We start from the raw sequence: 19,556 nt of genomic DNA, 5'->3' as shown, positions 1-19,556 counted from the left end.
GGAGAAGTCCTCGGGCGCGGGGTGGTCGGCCGAGCCGCGCCATCCGACCATTCTACAGGTCCGCGCGTCGGCTGAGCAGTTGCCGCCGTGAGCTGATCACGCCGGTGTCGAATCCCGCGAGGTGAAGTCCTCCGTGGAACCGCGCGTGTTCGATCTTGACGCACCGATCCATGACGACCGACAACCCGGCCTCCTCCGCGAGGGCGGCGGCATCCTCGTGCCACGAGCCGAGCTGCAACCACAGGGTCTTCGCACCGGCAGCGACCGCCTCGGCCGCGACGCCCGGCAGGTCGTCGTGGCGACGGAAGACGTCGACCAGGTCGGGGGTGACCGGCAGATCCGCCAGCGACGCGTAAGCGGGCCGCCCGAGGATGGTGTGGGCGCGGGGGTTGACGAAGTACACGTCGTACGGCGCGCTCCCCAGCAGATAGGTCGCGACGAAGAAGCTGGCGCGCGCGGGGTTGTCGGAGGCGCCGACGATCGCGACCGATCGTGTGCGGCGGAGGATCTCGAAGCGTTCCTGCGGGCCGGGGCCCTGCCACGTGCGACCCGGCACGGCGGCGGAGGGCAGCGCGCACGCCGCGCCGTCCGGCGTGCCGGGCTGTTCGTCGGGCACGGCCGACGAACGGACGGTGGGCAGGGCGCAGGACGGGTCGGTCATCGGGTCGCTCCCGTCGCGGCGGTGAGGGCCTGGTCGAGGTCCCACAGGATGTCTTCGGGGTCTTCCAGCCCCACCGAGATGCGCACGAGGTCGGCGGGGACACCCGCGGCGCTCAGCTGTTCGGCGCTCAGCTGCTGATGGGTCGTGGAGGCGGGATGGATGACGAGGGTGCGCGCATCGCCGATGTTGGCCAGGTGCGAGGCGAGCTGCAGGGAGTCGATGAACCGCTCCCCCGCCGCGCGGGCGGCATCGGGGTCGATCCCGCCGCCGGTGCTCGCGGGGCGGATGCCGAAGGCGAAGACCGAGCCCGGGCCGAGCGGAAGGTACCGTTCCGCACGCTCGTGATGGGGGTGCTCGGGGAGCCCCGCCCAGGTCACGTAGGAGACCCTGGGGTCCTCGTTCAGCCATTCGGCGACGATGCGCGCCCCGGCGAGGTGGGCGTCGATCCGCTGCGGGAGCGTCTCGACTCCCTGCAGGAGCTGGAACGCCGACTGAGGGCTCAGTGCCGGTCCGATATCCCGCAGCTGCTCGCTGCGGAGCTTGGTGAGGAAGCCGTACTCGCCGAAGTTGTCCCACCACCGGATCCCGCCGTACGAGGCCACCGGCTCGGTCATCTGCGGGAACTTGCCGTTGCCCCAGTCGAACGTGCCCTTCTCGATCACCACCCCGCCGAGGGTCGTCCCGTGTCCGCCGAGGAACTTCGTCACCGAGTGGATGACGATGTCGGCGCCGTGCTCGAGGGGGCGCGCGAGGTAGGGCGTGGCGAGGGTCGAGTCGACGACGAGCGGGATGCCGGAGGCGTGGGCGACCTCGGCGAGTCCCTCGATGTCGGCGATCGACCCGGACGGGTTGCCGATCGTCTCGACGTAGAGCACCTTGGTCTCCGGCCGGATGGCGGCGGCGTAGTCGGCCGGTTCGGTGGAGGCGACGAAGGTCGTCTCCACGCCGAAACGCCGGAGCGTGACATCCAGCTGGGTGACCGTGCCGCCGTACAGCTGCGCCGACGCGACCACGTGGTCTCCCGCGCCGACGAGGGCGGCGAAGGTGATGAACTCCGCACTCATGCCCGACGCCGTCGCCACCGCGCCGATGCCCCCCTCGAGTGAGGCGAGGCGCTCCTCGAGGGCCGCGACGGTGGGGTTGCCGATGCGCGAGTAGATGTTGCCGTACTTCTGCAGGGCGAAGAGATTGGCGGCGTCCTTGGCGCCGTCAAAGACGAACGAGGTGCTCTGGTAGATCGGAACGGCCCGGGCGCCGGTGGCGGCGTCGGGTGTGCCGCCGGCATGCAGGGCGCGGGTGCGGAAGCCGAAGCGATGGTCGTCGGTCATGGGTCCTTTTCCGGAGAGGAGTGGGGGGTCAGTGGGCGGCCAGGGCCGCGGCGATCGCCGCGACGGCCTCGGGATTCTGCAGGGAGGTGGTGTCGCCGAGCGGCGCCGGCGCGCGCCCGGCACGCCGATCGAGGTCGGCCTCCCAGAGCTGGGCGAGCAGGCGCCGGAGGATCTTCCCCGACCGGGTCTTGGGGAGCTCCGGCACGCACACCACGCGGTGGGGGCGGGCGACCGGACCGATCGCGCGGGCCACCTCGTCGCGGAGGGTCGCCTCGTCGGGTCGCGCGTGGCCGGCGGCGACGGCGAAGACGACCACGCGCTGGCCGGTCACCGGGTCGCTCACCCCGGTGGCACCCGCCTCGGCGACGTCGTCGCGGGCGACCAGTGCCGACTCGATCTCGATGGTCGACAACCGGTGCCCCGAGACGTTCACGACGTCGTCGAGGCGGCCGAGGATGCGGATGTTGCCGTCCTCGTCGCGGGTCGCGCCGTCGCCGGCGACGTAGTATCCGCCCCACTCGCCGCGACCGGCGAAGGTCGACCAGTAGGCGCTCCGATACCGTGCGGGGTCGCCCCACACGGTGCGGGCCATCCCCGGCCACGGGCGTCTCACCACGAGGGTGCCGGCCCCGCCCGGGTCGATCTCGGCGCCGTCGTCATCGACCACGGCGACGTCGATACCGGGGAGCGGGCGCGTGGGTGAGCCGGGCGCGAGGGTCGTCGCCCCCGGGAGCGGGGCGACCATCGCCGCACCGGTCTCGGACTGCCACCAGGTGTCGATCACGGGGAGCTCCCCCCGCCCGAAGGTCTCGCGGAACCACAGCCACGCGGCAGGGTTGATCGCCTCGCCGACGGTGCCGAGGAGGCGCAGGCTCGACAGGTCGAACCCGGCGGGCAGGCTCTCGCCGAACCACGCCATGAAGGTGCGGATGAGCGTCGGGGCGGTGTAGTAGACCGTCACCCCGTAGCGCTCGATGATCTCCAGATGGCGCGTCCGCTCGGGGGTGTCCGGCGTTCCCTCGTAGATCACCTGGGTGAGCCCGTTGGAGAGCGGCCCGTACAGCTCGTACGTGTGCGCGGTGACCCACGCGAGGTCGGCGGTGCACCAGTGGACGTCGTCGGCCTTGGCGTCGAAGTGGGCCCAGTGCGCCCACGATGCGTGGGTGAGATATCCCCCCGAGGTGTGGACGAGCCCCTTGGGCCGGCCGGTCGTACCCGAGGTGTAGATGATGAAGAGCGGATGCTCCGCATCGACGTCGCTCGCGGCGTGCACGTCGGGTTGCGCCGCCGTGATCTCGTGCCACCAGAGGTCGCGCCCCGTCGTCCAGGGCACCTCGTGCCCGGTGCGCCGCACCACCAGGACGTGCTCGAGGTCGGCGAGGCCCTCAGCCGCGGCATCCGCCGTCGACTTCACCTCCACGGCCGCCCCCCGGCGGAACTGCCCGTCGGAGGTGACGAGCAGCTTGGCCCCGGTGTCCTGCAGTCGGAAGCGGAGGGCCTCGGCCGAGAATCCGCCGAAGACGAGGGAGTGCACGGCGCCGATCCGTGCGCACGCGAGCGCGACGACGACGGTCTCGACGAGCACCGGCAGGTACACCACCACCCGGTCGCCCGCCGTGACACCCAGAGCGGTCAGCGCGTGCGCAGCACGCGCGACCTCCCGCTGCAGGTCGGCGTAGGTGACCCGGCGCCGATCTCCCGGCTCCCCTTCGAAGTAGAGCGCCACCGTGTCGCCGCGGCCGGCTGCCACGTGACGGTCGACGCAGTTGACCGCGACGTTCAGGCGTCCGCCGCCGAACCAGGTCGCCGAGGGGATCACGGCGGGGTCGTCGGGATCGGGGGGCGTCCACGCCAGCGTCCGCTGCCACGGCGTCGTCCAGTCCAGGCGTCGGGCGGCATCGTCCCAGAATCCGAGGGGATCAGCGGCGCCGCGTTCGTAGGCCTCGGCGGTGACGTTGGCATCGGCGGCGAGACCCCTCGGCGGGGCGAAGCGCAGCGCGGAGCGATCGAGGGCCTGAGGGGTGGTCACACCCACCGCCGCAGGAGCCGCTTCTGCACCACGCTGAGAATGGCGTTCGAGAGTGCACCGAGGAGGGCCAGCAGAACGATCGTGAGGAGGATCCGGTCGACCCGTCCGGTCTGCTGCGAGATCGTGAGCAGGAAGCCGAGCCCCATTGCCGCGCCCAGAAGCTCGGAAGCGACCAGGAACAGCCACGCCTGTGCCATGCCGAGGCGCAGACCCGACACGAGCGCCGGCAGGACGGCGGGAAGCTGGATGGTGCGGAAGAGATCCCAGCCGCGCAGGCTGAACGACCGCCCCATCTCGACCAGGTGCGCGTCGACGTGACGGAGGGCGCCGGCGACGGTGGTGAAGACCGGGAAGAAGGCGCCGATGGCGATGAGGGTGACCTTCGACTCCTCGCCGATTCCCATCCACAGCAGCAGGAGCGGGACGAGCGCGAGGGACGGAATGGCCCGAAGCGCCGCGAGCGACGGGCTCAGCAGCACGTCGCCGATGCGGGTGAGGCCCACCAGAGCGGCCGCGGCGATGCCGATGACCGACCCCAGGGCGAATCCGAGCAGCACGCGCTGCACCGAGATCGCGATGTTCAGCCACAGCTCACCGGTCTGCGCCATCTCGATCGCGGCGGTGACCACCGTCGCGGGCGGCGGCAGCCGGTAGGCCGGGATGGCCCCGGTGCTGGAGGCGACCTGCCAAGCGAGGAGAAGCAGAGCCGGGACGACGAGGCCGCCGATGACGCGGATCCCGGGCCGCGCCCAGAACTCCCGGCGCGCGGGAGCCCCCGTCGCCGGAGCGACGGGGGCGGTGACCGGAGGAGCCGTGACGGTCGTCACGCTCCGGTCGGGGTCGTGATCGAGGGTCGAGGCGCGGCCCTGTCGGACGTCGGTGCTCACTGGTCCTCCGTGGCCGTGCGGGCGAAGCTGTCGTCGATGAGGGTGGCGAGCGCGTCGTCGACCGCGGCCTGACCGCCCTGGATCGACCCGGACTCCACGAGCACCGGACCGATCTTCTCCAGCACCGCCAGCTGGTCGTCGCCGGGGATGCCGCCGACATCGAGGTTGGAGCGCTCGGTGATCACCGTCTCGGCCACGGCGAGATCGATGCCGGCGACCTCGGCGAGGAGTGCCGCGGTCTCGTCGGGGTTCTCCAGGGCCCACGCGCGGGCCTCCTCGTAGGCGTCGACGACGACCTGCGCGACGTCGGGGTGGTCGGTCAGGAACTCCTCGGTGGCATTGAGGAAGCCATAGGAGTTGAAGTCCACGTTGCGGTAGAGCAGCTCGGCGCCCGACTCCGCCTCGGCAGCGGCCATGATCGGGTCCAGGCCCGCCCACGCATCGACCGAGCCGGCGTCGAGGGCGGCGCGGCCGTCGGCGTGCTGCAGGTTCTGCAGCTGGATGTCGGCGATCGTCAGCCCTTCCGTCTCCAGAGCCTGGAGGAGGAAGAAGTAGGGATCGGTGCCGGGGGTGGCGGCCACCGACTTCCCGGCCAGATCGGCGACGGAGGTGATGTCGCTCCCCTCGGGGACGACCAGGGCCGACCACTCGGGCTGGGAGTAGATGTCGATCACCTTGATCGGCGAGCCGTTCGCGCGGGCGAGGAGCGCCGCCGAGCCCGCCGTCGAGCCGACGTCGATCGAGCCGGCGCGCAGGAACTCGTTGGCCTTGTTCGATCCCGCCGACTGCACCCACTCGACGGTGACGTCGTCGCCGAGGGCCTCTTCGATGAGCCCCTGGTCGCGAACGATGAGGCTCAGGGGGTTGTAGGTGGCGAAGTCGATCGACAAGGTGTCGGTGGACCACTCGGCACCCTCGGCGCCGGCCGAGCCCGCGGCATCCGCGTTCGACGCGTCTGCGCTCTCGCCGGCGAGGCATCCTGTCGTGGCGAGCATGATCGTTCCGGCGATCGCGAGGGCGGGAACGGTTCGGCGGACGATGGTGCTCATCGGGTCTCCTCGGCGGTGCGGCGGGTGTCGGGCGTGCTGTGGTGGGTGTCGACGCCGAGTCCCTCGAGGAGCTCGGCGCGCAGAGCGGTGAAGTCATGGGCGGCGCGATCGCGCGGACGGATGCCGGGCACGTCGACGATCCGGGCGATCGAGGATGCCGCGGGGTCGCCACCGAGCGAGCGAAGGAGCAGCACGCGGTCGGCCAGGTACAGGGCCTCCTCGACGTCGTGCGTGACGAGGAGGACGGTGGTGGGCCGCGCAGCGTGGATCTGCAGCAGGAGGTCCTGCATGCGCAGGCGGGTGAGCGCATCCAGGGCCCCGAAGGGCTCGTCGAGCAGCAGGACCTCCGGACCTCGAGCCAGCGCCCGGGCGAGGGAGGCGCGCTGGGCCATCCCGCCGGAGACCTCCCGCGGACGGCGATCGGCGGCGTGGCCGAGACCGACGAGGTCGAGGAGCTCGGCGACGCGCTCACGGCGCTCCGCCCCCCGCACCCCGCGGGGAAGACCCAGCGAGACGTTGTCCGCGATGGTGCGCCACGGCAGGAGACGCGGCTCCTGGAACGCCACCGCGGTGCGCTCGTCGGTGTCGCGGACGGGGGCGTCGTCGAGCTCGATCATCCCGGCGGTCGGGGTGTCCAGCCCCGCGAGAAGACGCAGCAGCGTGGACTTGCCGCACCCGGAGGGGCCGACGACGGCCACGATCTCACCGGGCGCGAGCGCGAGGTCCACTCCGCGAAGGACGGGCAGCGGAGCCGGCGTCGGGAAGGTCCGCGACACGCCGGCCACCCGCACCGCGCCACGGCGTCCGCCGGCGGCGGGCACGTCGATGACGCGGGAGTCCGGGGTGGGCATGCACCCAGCCTGCCCACCCCGGCGCCCGATGACACATCGGGCGTAACGTTCTGAAACGTCCGCGTCCGCGAGGTCAGCGCGCGGCGAGCGAGACGACCTCCGCCGCCGCCCGTGCGACGTCGTCGTTGACCACGTGGTAATCGAACTCCGACTGCGCCGCCAGCTCCACCCGCGCCGTCCGCAGCCGGCGCGCCCGCTCCTCCGCACCCTCGGTGCCGCGCCCCACCAGCCGGTTCACCAGCTCGTCCCAGCTGGGCGGGAGGAGGAAGACCAGCGTCGCCGACGGCTCGGCCGCCCTCACCTGCCGGGCGCCCTGCAGATCGATCTCGAGCAGCACCGTGCGCCCCGTCGCAAGCGCCTCCTCGATCGGCCGGCGGGGGGTGCCGTACCGGTGGGAGTTGTGCACCGTCGCCCACTCGAGGAGCTGGCCTTCGGCGATGAGTCTGTCGAACTCGACGTCGTCGACGAAGTAGTAGTGCTCGCCGTCCCGCTCCCCCGGTCGCGGTGCACGCGTCGTCGCGGAGACGGAGAGCAGGATCTCGGGGTGATGTGTCTTGATGTGCGTCGCGACCGTCCCCTTCCCCACCGCCGTCGGTCCGGCCAGCACGATCAGACGACTCCGTCCCGTCCGCGGCTCGGGCTCGGGCCACCGCTCGTCGAGGAAGGCCGTCAGATCGCGGCGCTGGCGCGCGCCGAGCCCGCCGAGCCGCTTGACCGGCGAGATGGCGAGGGACTCGAGGATCCGGTCGCGCTTGCCTTCCCCGATCGCCGGCAGTGCGGTGAGGAACTCGGTGACGCGCAACGTTCCGGCAGGCGAGTCCGGCGCGGCGAAGGCACGACGCGTGAGCTCCTGGGGTGAGATGACGCGGGTGGCCAGGTCGCGCTTGAGAGCGGCGCGGGCGCGTCGCGCAGCGACGGCCCGCTCAGACGCGGCGCGGCGATCGACCTCGGGCGGGCGACGGGACGATGTCACGACTGTTCCTCCCGGTACAGAGCCTGCCGATCGTCGATCCGGGCGGCGAGATCCGTCGGTCCAGCGGAGAGGATGCTGCGGCTCTCGCTGGCGATCACGTTGTGCGAGAGCGCCCCGAACAGGCGCGGCAGGTCGGCGGGCGCGGCGCCCTGGGCTCCGAAACCGGGCGCGAGGATCGGCGCACCGCGGAGCAGGTCGTCGGTGAGCCCGAGTTCCCAGCGGTCCACCGTCGCGCCCACGACGAGTCCGATCGGACCGAGGTCGCCGGTGAAGGCGGCCGAGCCGTTCACCCACGTGACGTCGCGCGCGACCCGGGCGGCGACGGTCTGGCCGTCATCCGTCGCCACATCCACGGGGTGCGCGGTCTGCAACGACGTCGCTTCGGGGTTGCTGGTGCCCGCCAGGACGAAAACGCCCTTGCCCGCGCGGACAGCGCCGGTGAGGGTCTCGCGGAGCGAATCGGGTCCGAGGTAGGGACTGACGGTGAGCGCGTCGGCTTCCAATGGTGAGCCGGGGTGCAGCCACGCGGCCGCGTACGCGGCCATCGTGCTGCCGATGTCGCCCCGCTTGGCGTCGGCGATGACGATGAGCCCCGCCGCACGTGCGGCGGCGAGCGTCTCCTCCAGCGCGGCGAAGCCGGCAGCCCCGAACCTCTCGAAGAAGGCCACTTGGGGCTTCACCACGCCGACGCGTCCAGCCGCCGCGTCGACTGTCCGCAGCCCGAAGTCCCGAACCCCGGCGGCGGTGTCATCGAGGCCCCACTCGGCGAGGAGGTGCGCGTGGGGGTCGATCCCGACGCAGAGGGGCCCGTGGGTGTCGAGGGCTGCGCGCAGCCGTTCGGCGAAACCGGTCACCGGGCCTCCGCCCGATCGGCGGCGTACTCCTGCAGGCTCCGCACCGCGAATCCCTCACGCAGCACCGGGAGGGCGCTCACGGCGGCACCGAGCACGGCCATCGTGGTGAACAGGGCTTTGTCGGCCGCGACCGCCGCCGCGCGGATCTCGTATCCGTCGGCACGGGCAAGCCCGCCGCTCGGGGTGTTCACGACGATGTCGATGTCGCCGGCGTTGATGAGGTCGACGATGTTCGTCTCTCCCGTCGCCTGCGTCGCGGAGTACTTGTTCACCACGCGCACCCGGATGCCGTTGCGCCCGAGGATCTCCGCGGTCCCCTCGGTGGCCACGAGGTCGAACCCGAGCTCCTGGAGACGATGGGCGGGAAGGATCACGGCACGCTTGTCGCCGTCGGCGACCGAGATGAAGACGGTGCCCGTCAGCGGCATCCCGCCGTATGCGGCCTCTTGGCTCTTGGCGAACGCGGTCGGGAAGTCGCGATCGATGCCCATCACCTCACCGGTGGAGCGCATCTCGGGCCCGAGCACCGAGTCGACGATCTGACCGTCGCGGGTGCGGAACCGCTTGAACGGCAGCACCGCCTCCTTCACGGCGACGGGCGCTCCCAGCGGCACGCGCGAGCCGTCGGCCTCGGGGAGCATTCCCTCGGTCACGAGCTCGGCCACCGTCGAACCCGCCATGATGCGGCTCGCGGCCTTGGCGAGCGGAATCCCGAGGGCCTTGGAGACGAACGGCACCGTGCGGCTCGCGCGGGGATTGGCCTCGATGACGTAGAGCACACCGGCGCTGATCGCGAACTGCACGTTCAGGAGCCCCCGCACCCCCACGCGGTGTGCGATCGCGAGCGTCGCCTCGCGCACCCTGTCGATGTCGCTGCGACCGAGCGACATCGGCGGCAGGGCGCAGCTGGAGTCGCCGGAATGGATGCCGGCCTCCTCGAGGTGCTCCATGATTCCGCCGATATAGAGCCGATCGCCGTCGTAGAGGGCGTCGACGTCGATCTCGATCGCGTCGTCGAGGAACCGGTCGACCAGAAGCGGCATCCCCGGACCGATGATCGCCTGATCGGCGATGCGCACGAAGTAGTCGCGCAGGCTCGGGGTGTCGTACACGATCTCCATGCCGCGGCCGCCGAGCACGAAGCTCGGGCGGACGAGCACCGGGTACCCGATCTCCTCGGCGATCGTCACGGCCTGATTGACGTCGGTCGCGGTGCCGTTGCGCGGCGCGATCAGATCGGCGTCGTCGAGGAGGCGCGAGAACAGCTCCCGCTCCTCGGCGAGCTCGATCGCGGCGGGACTCGTGCCGAGGATCCGGTAGCCGGCATCCTCGATCCCCTGCGCGAGACCGAGCGGCGTCTGGCCGCCCAGTTGGCAGATGACGCCGAGGATCTCACCCGACTGCGACTCGGCGTGCAGGACCTCCAGCACGTCCTCCAGCGTCAGCGGCTCGAAGTACAGCCGGTCGGAGGTGTCGTAGTCGGTCGACACGGTCTCGGGGTTGCAGTTGACCATGATGGTCTCGAAGCCGGCGTCGGCGAGGGCGAACGAGGCGTGGACGCACGAGTAGTCGAACTCCACACCCTGGCCGATGCGGTTGGGGCCCGAGCCGATGATGACCACCTTGGTGCGCTCCGATGCGGCGATCTCGGTCTCGCTGTCGTAGCTGGAGTAGTGGTACGGGGTCAGCGCCGGGAACTCCCCCGCGCAGGTGTCGACGGTCTTGTACACCGGGCGGATCCCGAGTCCGTGGCGCACCGCCCGCGCCTCGGCCTCGGAGATGCCGCGCAGCTGCGCGATCTGCACGTCGCTGAAGCCGTGATCCTTCGCCAGACGCAGGGTCGCGTCATCCAGCTGCTCGGCATCGCGAATGGCATCGGCCACCTCGTTGATGAGCACGATCTGATCGAGGAACCACGGATCGATCGCCGTGGCGTCGAAGGCCTGCTCAGGGGTGGCACCCAGGCGCAGCGCCTGCTGGAGGACCACGATGCGTCCGTCGGTCGGGGTCTTCGCGACCTCGAGCAGCTCCTCCACCGAACGGGACTCCTCGCCCCAGTGGAAGCTCGACCCGCGCTTCTCCAGCGACCGCAGCGCCTTCTGCAGGGCGGTGGTGAAGTTGCGGCCGATGGCCATCGCCTCGCCCACCGACTTCATGGTCGTGGTGAGCGTGGTGTCGGCGGCGGGGAACTTCTCGAAGTTGAAGCGGGGGACCTTCACCACGACGTAGTCGAGCGTCGGCTCGAAGCTCGCCGGCGTCACCCGGGTGATGTCGTTGGGAATCTCGTCCAGGCGGTAGCCGATGGCGAGCTTGGCGGCGATCTTCGCGATCGGGAACCCCGTGGCCTTAGAGGCCAACGCCGAGGAGCGCGACACCCGCGGGTTCATCTCAATGACGATGATCCTGCCGTCGTCGGGATTGACGGCGAACTGGATGTTGCAGCCGCCGGTGTCCACCCCCACGGCGCGGATGATGTCGATGCCGATGTCGCGGAGCTTCTGGTACTCGCGGTCGGTGAGCGTGAGCGACGGCGCGACGGTGATCGAATCCCCCGTGTGCACCCCGACCGGGTCGACGTTCTCGATGGTGCAGACCACGACGGTGTTGTCGGCGGTGTCGCGCATGAGCTCGAGCTCATACTCCTTCCACCCGAGGATCGACTCCTCGAGGAGCACCTCGTGGGTGGGCGAGTCGTGGAGGCCCGCACCCGCGATGCGGCGGAGGTCGGCCTCGTCGAAGGCGAAGCCGGACCCGAGGCCGCCCATCGTGAACGACGGACGCACGACGAGGGGGTAGCCGAGCTCGGCGGCCCCGGCGAGCACCTCGTCCATTGTGTGGCAGATGCGGCTGGCCGCGACATCCGCGCCCGCTTCGATGACGAGCTCCTTGAAGACCTGACGGTCCTCGCCCTTGCGGATGGCATCGACCTTGGCGCCGATCAGCTCGACGCCGTACTTGTCGAGGATGCCCTTCTCGTGCAGCGAGATGGCGGCGTTCAACGCGGTCTGGCCGCCGAGGGTCGGCAGGATCGCGTCGGGCTTCTCCTTGGCGATGATCGTCTCGAGCACGTCTGCGGTGATCGGTTCGATGTAGGTCGCATCGGCGAAGTCGGGGTCGGTCATGATCGTCGCCGGATTGGGGTTGACGAGGATGACCCGCACCCCCTCGGCGCGCAGGACCCGGCACGCCTGGGTTCCGGAGTAGTCGAACTCGGCGGCCTGGCCGATGACGATCGGGCCGGACCCGATGACGAGGACGCTGTGGATGTCGTCGCGCTTGGGCATCAGTCGTTGCTCTCCTGGGTGTCACCGGCACCGGAACGGGCGTCACGATGCGCACGCACCATGTCGCGGAACCGGTCGAACAGATAGTTGGCGTCGTGCGGACCAGCCGCCGCCTCGGGGTGGTACTGAACCGAGAAGGCGGGGATGTCGAGGGCTCGAAGCCCCTCGACGACGTTGTCGTTCAAACCGATGTGGCTCACCTCGACCCGCCCGTACCCCTGCGGGCTCTCGAAAGAGCCCTCCAGCGGCGCGTCGACGGCGAAGCCGTGGTTGTGGGCGGTGATCTCGACCCGCCCGGTGACCTTGTCGAGCACCGGCTGATTGATGCCGCGATGGCCGAAGGGCAGCTTGTAGGTGCCGAGACCGAGGGCGCGGCCGAGCAGCTGATTTCCGAAGCAGATGCCGAAGAAGGGCAGGCGGTCATCGAGCACAGCGCGCAGCAGCTCGACATGCGCGGCCGACGCGGCCGGGTCGCCGGGTCCGTTGGAGTAGAACACCGCGACGGGGTCGATCGCGCGGATGTCGGCGATCGTGGCGTCCTGCGGCAGGACGTGCACGTCGAAGCCCCGATCGGCGAGGTTCTCGATCGTGGCCTGCTTGACGCCGAGGTCGAGCACCGCCAGGTTGCCGAGGCGCTCGCCACGCGCGGGTGTGACCTCCGCGGCGGTCACCGAGACCGTCGATGAGAGGTTCTGCCCCGTCATCTCCGGAGCCTCCTTCACCACGCGGAGCTGTTCGTCGGCGTCCCAGCCGGCGGCTTCGCCCGAGAAGATCCCCCCGCGCATGCTGCCGGCGGAGCGGATGTGCCGAGTGACGGCGCGCGTGTCGATCCCGCTGATGCCGACGATCCCGTCAGCGGCCAGGGCGTCGTCGAGCGACTGCTCGGAGCGCCAGTTCGACACCACACGCGCGGGGTCGCGGACGATGTAGCCGGCCACCCAGATGCGGCGCGACTCGACGTCCTCCGAGTTCATGCCGGTGTTGCCGATATGCGGGGCGGTCTGCAGCACGATCTGGCCGGCGTACGACGGGTCGGTCAGGGTCTCCTGGTAGCCGGTCATGCCGGTGGAGAAGACGACCTCGCCGAGGGTCGTGCCCCGCGCCCCGTAGGCGCGCCCGGTGTGACGGGTGCCGTCCTCGAGGACGAGGACGGCGGGGTCGGTGGTGGTCAGGCCTGTGGTGGGGAGCCGGGTCATGTGTCGTCTCCAGTCGGGGGAACGAGCGGTCGGATGGCGGTCGCAAGGGCCTGTGCGGAGGCTTCCTGCGGCCGGAAGTAGGAGTCGACGGGAGTTCCGTCGTCGAGCCGCCAGACGAGGCGGGTGAGGCCGCCCGACTCGACGACACGATCGATGGCGACGGTCGCCTGGTCGACGGCGGCGAGGCGGGCGCCGGCGAGGAAGAGCCCGGGGGCGCCGTCGAGATCGACCGCGACGCCGCCGTCGGTCACGGTGACCTCGCCGCGGGCGCGGAAGCCCAGGTGGCGGATCGCGAGACGCTCCAGCGGTTCGTCGTGGCGGGTGGTGGCGACGTACAGCACGCCGAAACGGGCGAGCTCGGCGGCGCCCTCGGGGGGCATCCCCACGGGCGCCGTCAGGCCCGCGTCGCGACGAGATCGTCGGCGCCACGCCCAGACGAGGAGGAGGAGAACGACGACGACCCCGGCGAGGGTGACGATGAGTGCACCCTCGCGGGTCATGCGTACACCCCCGGGGCGTCGAGCACGTCGCCGTCGGCGACGGTGACCACCCCGCGATGGAAGGTCCAGCGGACCTCCCCCGGAAGGGCACGGCCGAGGTACGGTGAGTTCTCGCTCCGACCGCGCAGGTCGGCCGTGGTGAACGGCCGCGACGCGGCAGGGTCGTACAGGGTCAGCGACGCCGGCTGTCCGGCGGCGAGCGGCGTGCCGGCGCCGGCGAGGCGGCCGATACGGGCGGGCGCCTCGGACATCACACGGGCGACGTCGGGCCACCCCAGCATCCCGGTGTCGACCATCGCCTCATGCACGACCCGCAGCGCGCTCTCGAGTCCGACCATTCCGTTGGCCGCAGCCTGCCACTCGCACGCCTTCGCCTCGGCGGGATGCGGGGCGTGATCGGTGGCCACGATGTCGATCGTGCCGTCCGCGAGGCCCTCCCGCACCGCGCGCACGTCTTCGTCACGGCGAAGCGGCGGGTTGACTTTGAACCGGGCGTCGTAGCCGCGGACGAGCTCGTCGGTGAGCAGCAGGTGGTGCGGGGTGACCTCGGCGGTCACCGCCACTCCGCGGCGCTTGGCCCACCGGATGATGTCGACCGATCCGGCGGTGGAGAGGTGGCAGACGTGCAGGCGAGAGCCGACGTGCTCGGCGAGGAGGACGTCGCGAGCGATGATCGACTCCTCCGCGACCGCGGGCCAGCCGGCGAGGCCGAGCTCCGCCGAGACCGCGCCCTCGTTCATCTGCGCGCCCTCGGTGAGCCGCGGGTCTTGCGCGTGCTGGGCGATGACGCCGTCGAACGCCTTCACGTATTCGAGCGCACGGCGCATGATCAGGGGGTCCCAGACGCAGAACCCGTCGTCGCTGAACACCCGGACACGCGCGCGGGAGTGCGCCATCGCTCCCAGCTCGGCGAGGCTCTCGCCGCGCTGCCCAACCGTGACGGCGCCGATCGGCTGCACCGTGACGTAGCCGGCGGCCTCACCGAGCGCGAGCTCCTGCTCGACGACGCCCGCGGTGTCGGCCACGGGCGAGGTGTTCGGCATCGCGAAGACCGTCGTGTAGCCGCCGGCAGCCGCCGCACGCGAGCCGGTCAGAACCGTCTCGGCGTGCTCGAACCCGGGCTCACGCAGGTGGGCGTGGAGGTCGACCAGGCCCGGGAGGGCGATCAGCCCGTCGGCGTCGATCACCGTGGCACCCGCGCGGCTGAGGCCCGAGCCGATCTCGGAGATCGCACCGTGCTCGATGAGGATGTCCGCATGCGCTCCGGCGAGGGGCGCCGCGCCGCGGATCAGAACGGGGGCCGGGGTGACGGGGTGAGGGGCGCTCATCGTCCGTCCTCTCTCTCGTCGTCGCGCTCGCCGGCCAGCAGGAGGTACAGCACGGCCATCCGCACGGACACACCGTTGGTCACCTGCTCGAGCACCGTCGATCGCTCGGAATCCGCGGCTTCGGCGGCGATCTCCAGCCCTCTGTTCATCGGACCGGGGTGCAAGACCATCGTATCGGGCGGAAGGGCCGCGACCCGTTGCCGTGACAGGCCCCAGACCCGCGCATACTCCCGCTCGGTGGGGAAGTAGGCCGCGCGCATCCGCTCGAGCTGGATCCGCAGCATCATCACCGCGTCCGGACCGTCGGCGATCGCCCGGTCGAGGTCGTACTGGACCGTGACCGGCCAATCCGAGACATCCTGGGGGATGAGCGTCGGCGGGGCGACGAGGGTGATGTCGGCACCGAGCGCGGTGAGCAGCCAGACATTGGAGCGGGCGACCCGAGAGTGGAGGATGTCGCCGACGATCGTCACACGGATGCCGTCGAGGCCGCGGCCGCGACTGCCGTCGCCGAAGCGGCGCTTGCGGATCGTGAACGCGTCGAGCAGGGCCTGAGTGGGGTGTTCGTGGGTGCCGTCACCGGCGTTGACCACTCCGGCGGTGATCCACCCGCTCGTCGCAAGCGTGCGCGGGGCGCCCGAGGCGCCGTGGCGGATGACGACCGCGTCGGCGCCCATCGCCTGCAGCGTCTGCGCGGTGTCCTGGAGCGACTCGCCCTTCGACACGCTCGAGCCCTTGGCCGAGAAGTTGATGACGTCGGCCGACAGGCGCTTGGCCGCCGCTTCGAAGGAGATGCGGGTGCGGGTGGAGTCTTCGAAGAAGAGGTTCACCACCGTCTTGCCGCGCAGCGTCGGGAGCTTCTTGACCTCGCGGCGCTGGGTGTCGGCCATGTCTTCGGCGACGTCGAGGATGCCGATCGCTGTCTGCCGGTCGAGGGTCTTGGTGTCGAGCAGGTGCCTCATGCTCCACTCCCCTCGATCGAGACCGAATCCTCGCCGTCGATCTCGCGGAGACGCACGTTCACCCGCTCTTCACGAGCGCTCGGAAGGTTCTTGCCGACGAAGTCGGGGCGGATCGGCAACTCGCGATGCCCGCGGTCGACGAGGGTCGCCAACCGCACGGCGGCGGGTCGACCGATGTCCTGGAGCGCGTCGAGGGCCGCCCGGATGCTCCGGCCGGAGAAGAGCACGTCATCGACCAGAACGACGACCGCTCCGTCGATGCCGCCCGCAGGAATCTGCGTGGGGCGGGGCGCCCTCGTCGGATGACGGTGGAGGTCGTCGCGGTACATCGTGACATCCAGCGCCCCGACGGGAACGCGAGCGCCTCCGAACTCGGTCACGAACGCGGCGATGCGTTCTGCAAGGGGCACGCCCCGCGTGGGGATCCCGAGAATGACCAGACCCTCGGGTCCCTTGTTGGACTCGAGGATCTCGTGGGAGATCCGAGTCAACGCCCGAGTGATGTCGGCGTCGTGCAGAACAGTGCGCACGGTCATCCGCCGCTCCCTTCTCCGCCTCACGGGACGGATTTAAAGGTTGCCGGTTACCATCCCTCACCCTACCGGACCCGCCCCCGTTCCCCAGCGCGCCCAACCGCCGCTCCCCCACTCCCGCCGCCCGCCCGCCTCCGACCGCCGCTCCCCCGGCCAAGCCTGTTCATCCGTCGGAGATGTACACGCCAGGGCACTTCTGGCGTACATCTGCGACGAATGAAGAGCGGATGCGACGTGCTGCGCCCCGCCGATCGTCAGCGACGCGTGCTCAACGCGACGCGGACGCGGTCGACGTACTGCAGCGGGTATCGGAAGAGCTGATCGCGGGCGACCCGGATGACCCGCCACCCCGCATCCGTGAGCCGTTCGTGCTTCTCGAGGTCACGCTGCCACTGCGCGGCGTCGGTCCGGTGCTGGTCGCCTTCGTACTCGATGGCGATCCGCAGCTCCGGGTACGCCAGGTCGACGCATCCGAGAAACTCCCCCGCCGCGCCGTAGACGTCGTGATCGGTTACCGGCTCGGGAAGTCCCGCGTCGACGAGCAGCAGCCGCGCCCAGGTCTCGGTGCGCGACGCGACTCCTGAACGGATGCGCTCGAGCGCCGCGCGCAGGGCTTGCGCGCCGAGCCGTCGGCCCATCGTGGCGGCATGGCGGAGTTCTGCCATGTCGGCTAAGGCAGGACGGATGACGTATCCGAAAGGCCCGGCCACCCGCGGGGATCGCACGATCGCATCCCCGACGGCGACCAGGCCGTATGCGTCGATCATCGGCGCGAGCATCGCCCAGGTGGTCGCCGGATCGGAGACGGGCACCCCGAAACGCGGATGACGCACGACCGTGACGAGGTCGGGGCGAACCTGGTGCCCGATCGTGCCGGCAGCCCGTGGCGCACGCCCGGGCGTGCTGACGTGAACACGCGGGTCCGTCAGATGCGGCAGGGGCAAATCCCAGAGAAGAGCCGCTGTGGTGTGGCTGAAGCAGCCGCCGTCGTTCAATCGGACACTGAACTGCAACGCTGCCTCGACGATCGCGGCGCGCTGGCGCGCGAACGGATGCGCCGCGTCATCGTGCGCACGGGGTTCGGCCCGGACTCCGTGGAACGGCCTTCCGAGCTCTGCTCGGTCCACCCACCGGCGCGACTTCCCCCGCCGCCGCGCGTCGGCCACGGTGAAGACCCCTCGCTGCGCACCTGCATCCATCCGACCAGGGTGCCCGGCGCGCCATCCGTACCTCGCCCGTTGTCCACAACCCCGGTTCATCCGTCGAAAGTGACCGGAAAAGCCCCTTCGGGTCGTACATCTTCGACGGATGAACGGCGCGGCAGGGGCGGCGGGAGCGGCGGGAGCGACGCACCACGGAGCGGTGGCCAGGCCGTGCTCCCCGAGCGGTTCATTCGTCGCAGATGTACACGTTTTCGCCTCTGCGGCGTACATCTTCGACGAACGAACGGATGGTGAACGGTGCCGGCGCGCGGGCGTAGGGCGCCGAGCCGACGGCGGCGGGGCCGCCGCGCGCGGGGTCAGGCCGCGGGTGCCTCGGCGCGGTCAGCGGACTCGTCCGCTTGGCTGGCGCGGATCGGATGGCCCTGGGAGGTCAGGCACTTGCCCGATGTGAGGTCCCACTTCCAGTCGTGAAGACTGCAGGTGAGCACACCGTCCTCGACCTTGCCCGTCTTCGACAGATCGGCGCGCAGGTGCGGGCACCTCCGCTGCACGACCCAGTCGGCCAGGCGGATGTCTTCGGAGACATCCGACTGCTCGGCGTACCAGTTCTCCACGTACTCGATTCGATCCCGTGACAGGCACTTCAAGAACGTCGTGAGGAATTCGTTGAACTTGCCCGAGCGACCGACCTCGAACTGCATCGACAGGAAGATCGAGTTCGACCAGTCGATCTCGTGGTCGCGGATGTTGGTCGACACGAGATCGGCAGGGATGGTGTACCAGTAGATGCACTCCTCGCCGTCGTACGCCCGCACCTTCGCGCGCGGGAAGTCGACGACCATGTCGAGGTCACCGATGCGGAAGCGTACGTTTCCGCCCACGCCGTTGCGGATCGTGCGCGCGCGGCGCAGGAGCGGCTCCCACCACTCCTTGATGGCGGCGAGCATCTCGTCCGGCGCGAGCACGGGCGCGCGGGTCGCCTCCTCCGCGGCGATCTCGTCCTGCCGCGCGTCGCGCTGCTCGGCGAGGTAGGCCCACTTGTCGTCGAAGATGCGATCGATCTCGGCCTCGGAGTAGAGCGTCTGGGTGACCGTCAACGCACCGTCGTTCATCTCCACGACCGTCCCGGGCACGAACTCGTAGCCCTTCTGGTCGGGGCGCACCTCGGCCATGTGCCGGAGGAACTCCCGCTGATCGGTGAAGATCGCGTCGCCGTCCAGACCCTGGCCGTTGTACTTGAACAGTGCTTCGCGCAGGAACATCGGCGGACCCGCCATGGGGAACACGTGCTCAGCGTCGACCTTTTCGATGTAGTACATCGCGCGCTTGTTCTGGGCGTCGCGCTTCAGCCGGGCGAAATTCTGCTTGGCATCCTGCGGGAGGTCGTAGACCATCGGCCACCAGATCGCACCGGAGACCTGGGTGAAGTAGGCCTCGGGCTTGGAGAACGCCAACAGCTTCTCCAGGTCGAGCGGATGGGAATCGTTCTGATTCAGGATGCTGGCGGTGCCGTCGTCCACGGACAGGGACGAATCTCCGATGGGGCCGTCGCTCGGTGCGCGCAGCGGGGTGACCATGAGCTTCAGCGGCCCGAATTCCAGCGGCACGCCGGCCTGGGTGAAGACGATGTTGTCGTAACCGAGGCGCCGGAGGTCCTGCTCGAGGTCATCGGTGGGGTACTCCGGCAGCAGGACGCGGATGTCCTTCGGTACGTAGCGCTCGAGCAGCGCCGGGTCGAAGTGGTCGCGGTGCCGGTGGGAGATGTAGAGGAAGTCGGCCTTGCCGAAGCGGTCCCAGTCCAGGCCCCTGTTGTCGGGGAAGGGGAACCAGGAACCGAAGAAGGTCGGTCCCATGACGGGGTCGCAGAGGATGCTGCCACCGCGCGTCTCGATGAACATTCCGGCGTGCCCGAGGCCTGTGATCCGCATGCATCTCCTCCGTTCGAACCGGAGCGATTC

The 19,556-nt window shown here is 70.5% G+C and carries 16 protein-coding genes; all 16 read right to left on the bottom strand.

The window, feature by feature from the left end; all coding sequences use genetic code 11:
* Positions 1 to 52: 52 nt before the first annotated feature.
* Positions 53 to 661 carry a CoA-binding protein gene (locus DT073_RS09805; protein ID WP_124293223.1) on the bottom strand — a complete coding sequence of 203 codons (609 nt, stop codon included), beginning with the start codon at positions 659 to 661 and terminating at the stop codon, positions 53 to 55.
* On the bottom strand, positions 658 to 1,989 hold the full coding sequence (locus DT073_RS09800) for an O-acetylhomoserine aminocarboxypropyltransferase/cysteine synthase family protein (RefSeq protein ID WP_124293222.1): 1,332 nt from the start codon (positions 1,987 to 1,989) through the stop codon (positions 658 to 660). Before DT073_RS09800 ends, DT073_RS09805 begins: the two co-directional genes overlap by 4 nt.
* Positions 1,990 to 2,017: 28 nt before the next feature.
* Positions 2,018 to 4,018, bottom strand: a complete 2,001-nt coding sequence (gene acs, locus DT073_RS09795) for an acetate--CoA ligase (RefSeq protein WP_124293221.1) — start codon at positions 4,016 to 4,018, stop codon at positions 2,018 to 2,020.
* Positions 4,015 to 4,845 (bottom strand): ABC transporter permease, encoded by an 831-nt coding sequence (locus DT073_RS09790; RefSeq protein WP_124294456.1) that lies wholly within the window; start codon positions 4,843 to 4,845, stop codon positions 4,015 to 4,017. Before DT073_RS09790 ends, acs begins: the two co-directional genes overlap by 4 nt.
* A gap of 56 nt (positions 4,846 to 4,901) precedes the next feature.
* The gene (locus tag DT073_RS09785) at positions 4,902 to 5,954 is read right to left on the bottom strand and encodes an aliphatic sulfonate ABC transporter substrate-binding protein (protein ID WP_124293220.1); all 1,053 of its coding nucleotides are present in this window, start codon (positions 5,952 to 5,954) and stop codon (positions 4,902 to 4,904) included.
* Entirely contained in the window at positions 5,951 to 6,805 is an 855-nt protein-coding gene (locus DT073_RS09780; protein ID WP_124293219.1) for an ABC transporter ATP-binding protein, read from the bottom strand. Before DT073_RS09780 ends, DT073_RS09785 begins: the two co-directional genes overlap by 4 nt.
* 73 nt (positions 6,806 to 6,878) lie before the next feature.
* Entirely contained in the window at positions 6,879 to 7,778 is a 900-nt protein-coding gene (gmk, locus tag DT073_RS09775) for a guanylate kinase (protein ID WP_124293218.1), read from the bottom strand.
* Positions 7,775 to 8,632: an orotidine-5'-phosphate decarboxylase gene (gene pyrF, locus DT073_RS09770; RefSeq protein ID WP_124293217.1), complete on the bottom strand. Its 858-nt coding sequence runs from the start codon at positions 8,630 to 8,632 to the stop codon at positions 7,775 to 7,777. The genes gmk and pyrF overlap by 4 nt, the downstream gene beginning before the upstream one ends.
* The gene (gene carB, locus DT073_RS09765; protein WP_124293216.1) at positions 8,629 to 11,916 is read right to left on the bottom strand and encodes a carbamoyl-phosphate synthase large subunit; all 3,288 of its coding nucleotides are present in this window, start codon (positions 11,914 to 11,916) and stop codon (positions 8,629 to 8,631) included. The genes pyrF and carB overlap by 4 nt, the downstream gene beginning before the upstream one ends.
* Positions 11,916 to 13,112, bottom strand: a complete 1,197-nt coding sequence (gene carA, locus DT073_RS09760; RefSeq protein WP_124293215.1) for a glutamine-hydrolyzing carbamoyl-phosphate synthase small subunit — start codon at positions 13,110 to 13,112, stop codon at positions 11,916 to 11,918. Before carA ends, carB begins: the two co-directional genes overlap by 1 nt.
* Positions 13,109 to 13,612: a PH-like domain-containing protein gene (locus DT073_RS09755; protein WP_124293214.1), complete on the bottom strand. Its 504-nt coding sequence runs from the start codon at positions 13,610 to 13,612 to the stop codon at positions 13,109 to 13,111. The genes carA and DT073_RS09755 overlap by 4 nt, the downstream gene beginning before the upstream one ends.
* A complete protein-coding gene (locus DT073_RS09750) occupies positions 13,609 to 14,940 on the bottom strand; it encodes a dihydroorotase (protein WP_124293213.1) in 1,332 nt (443 codons plus the stop codon). The genes DT073_RS09755 and DT073_RS09750 overlap by 4 nt, the downstream gene beginning before the upstream one ends.
* Positions 14,937 to 15,902 carry an aspartate carbamoyltransferase catalytic subunit gene (locus tag DT073_RS09745; protein WP_124293212.1) on the bottom strand — a complete coding sequence of 322 codons (966 nt, stop codon included), beginning with the start codon at positions 15,900 to 15,902 and terminating at the stop codon, positions 14,937 to 14,939. The genes DT073_RS09750 and DT073_RS09745 overlap by 4 nt, the downstream gene beginning before the upstream one ends.
* Entirely contained in the window at positions 15,899 to 16,438 is a 540-nt protein-coding gene (gene pyrR, locus DT073_RS09740; protein WP_124293211.1) for a bifunctional pyr operon transcriptional regulator/uracil phosphoribosyltransferase PyrR, read from the bottom strand. The genes DT073_RS09745 and pyrR overlap by 4 nt, the downstream gene beginning before the upstream one ends.
* Before the next feature lie 251 nt (positions 16,439 to 16,689).
* The gene (locus DT073_RS09735) at positions 16,690 to 17,634 is read right to left on the bottom strand and encodes a DUF559 domain-containing protein (protein ID WP_124293210.1); all 945 of its coding nucleotides are present in this window, start codon (positions 17,632 to 17,634) and stop codon (positions 16,690 to 16,692) included.
* A 320-nt stretch (positions 17,635 to 17,954) separates the two neighbouring features.
* On the bottom strand, positions 17,955 to 19,526 hold the full coding sequence (locus DT073_RS09730; protein WP_124293209.1) for a Rieske 2Fe-2S domain-containing protein: 1,572 nt from the start codon (positions 19,524 to 19,526) through the stop codon (positions 17,955 to 17,957).
* Positions 19,527 to 19,556: the final 30 nt, after the last annotated feature.

Origin of the sequence: Microbacterium sp. ABRD28, assembly GCF_003850245.1 — a bacterium.
In the GTDB taxonomy this organism is placed as follows: Bacteria; Actinomycetota; Actinomycetes; order Actinomycetales; family Microbacteriaceae; genus Microbacterium.
The sequence above is the reverse complement of the archived record's forward strand: the minus strand, read 5'-3'. Positions and strand labels throughout refer to the sequence as shown.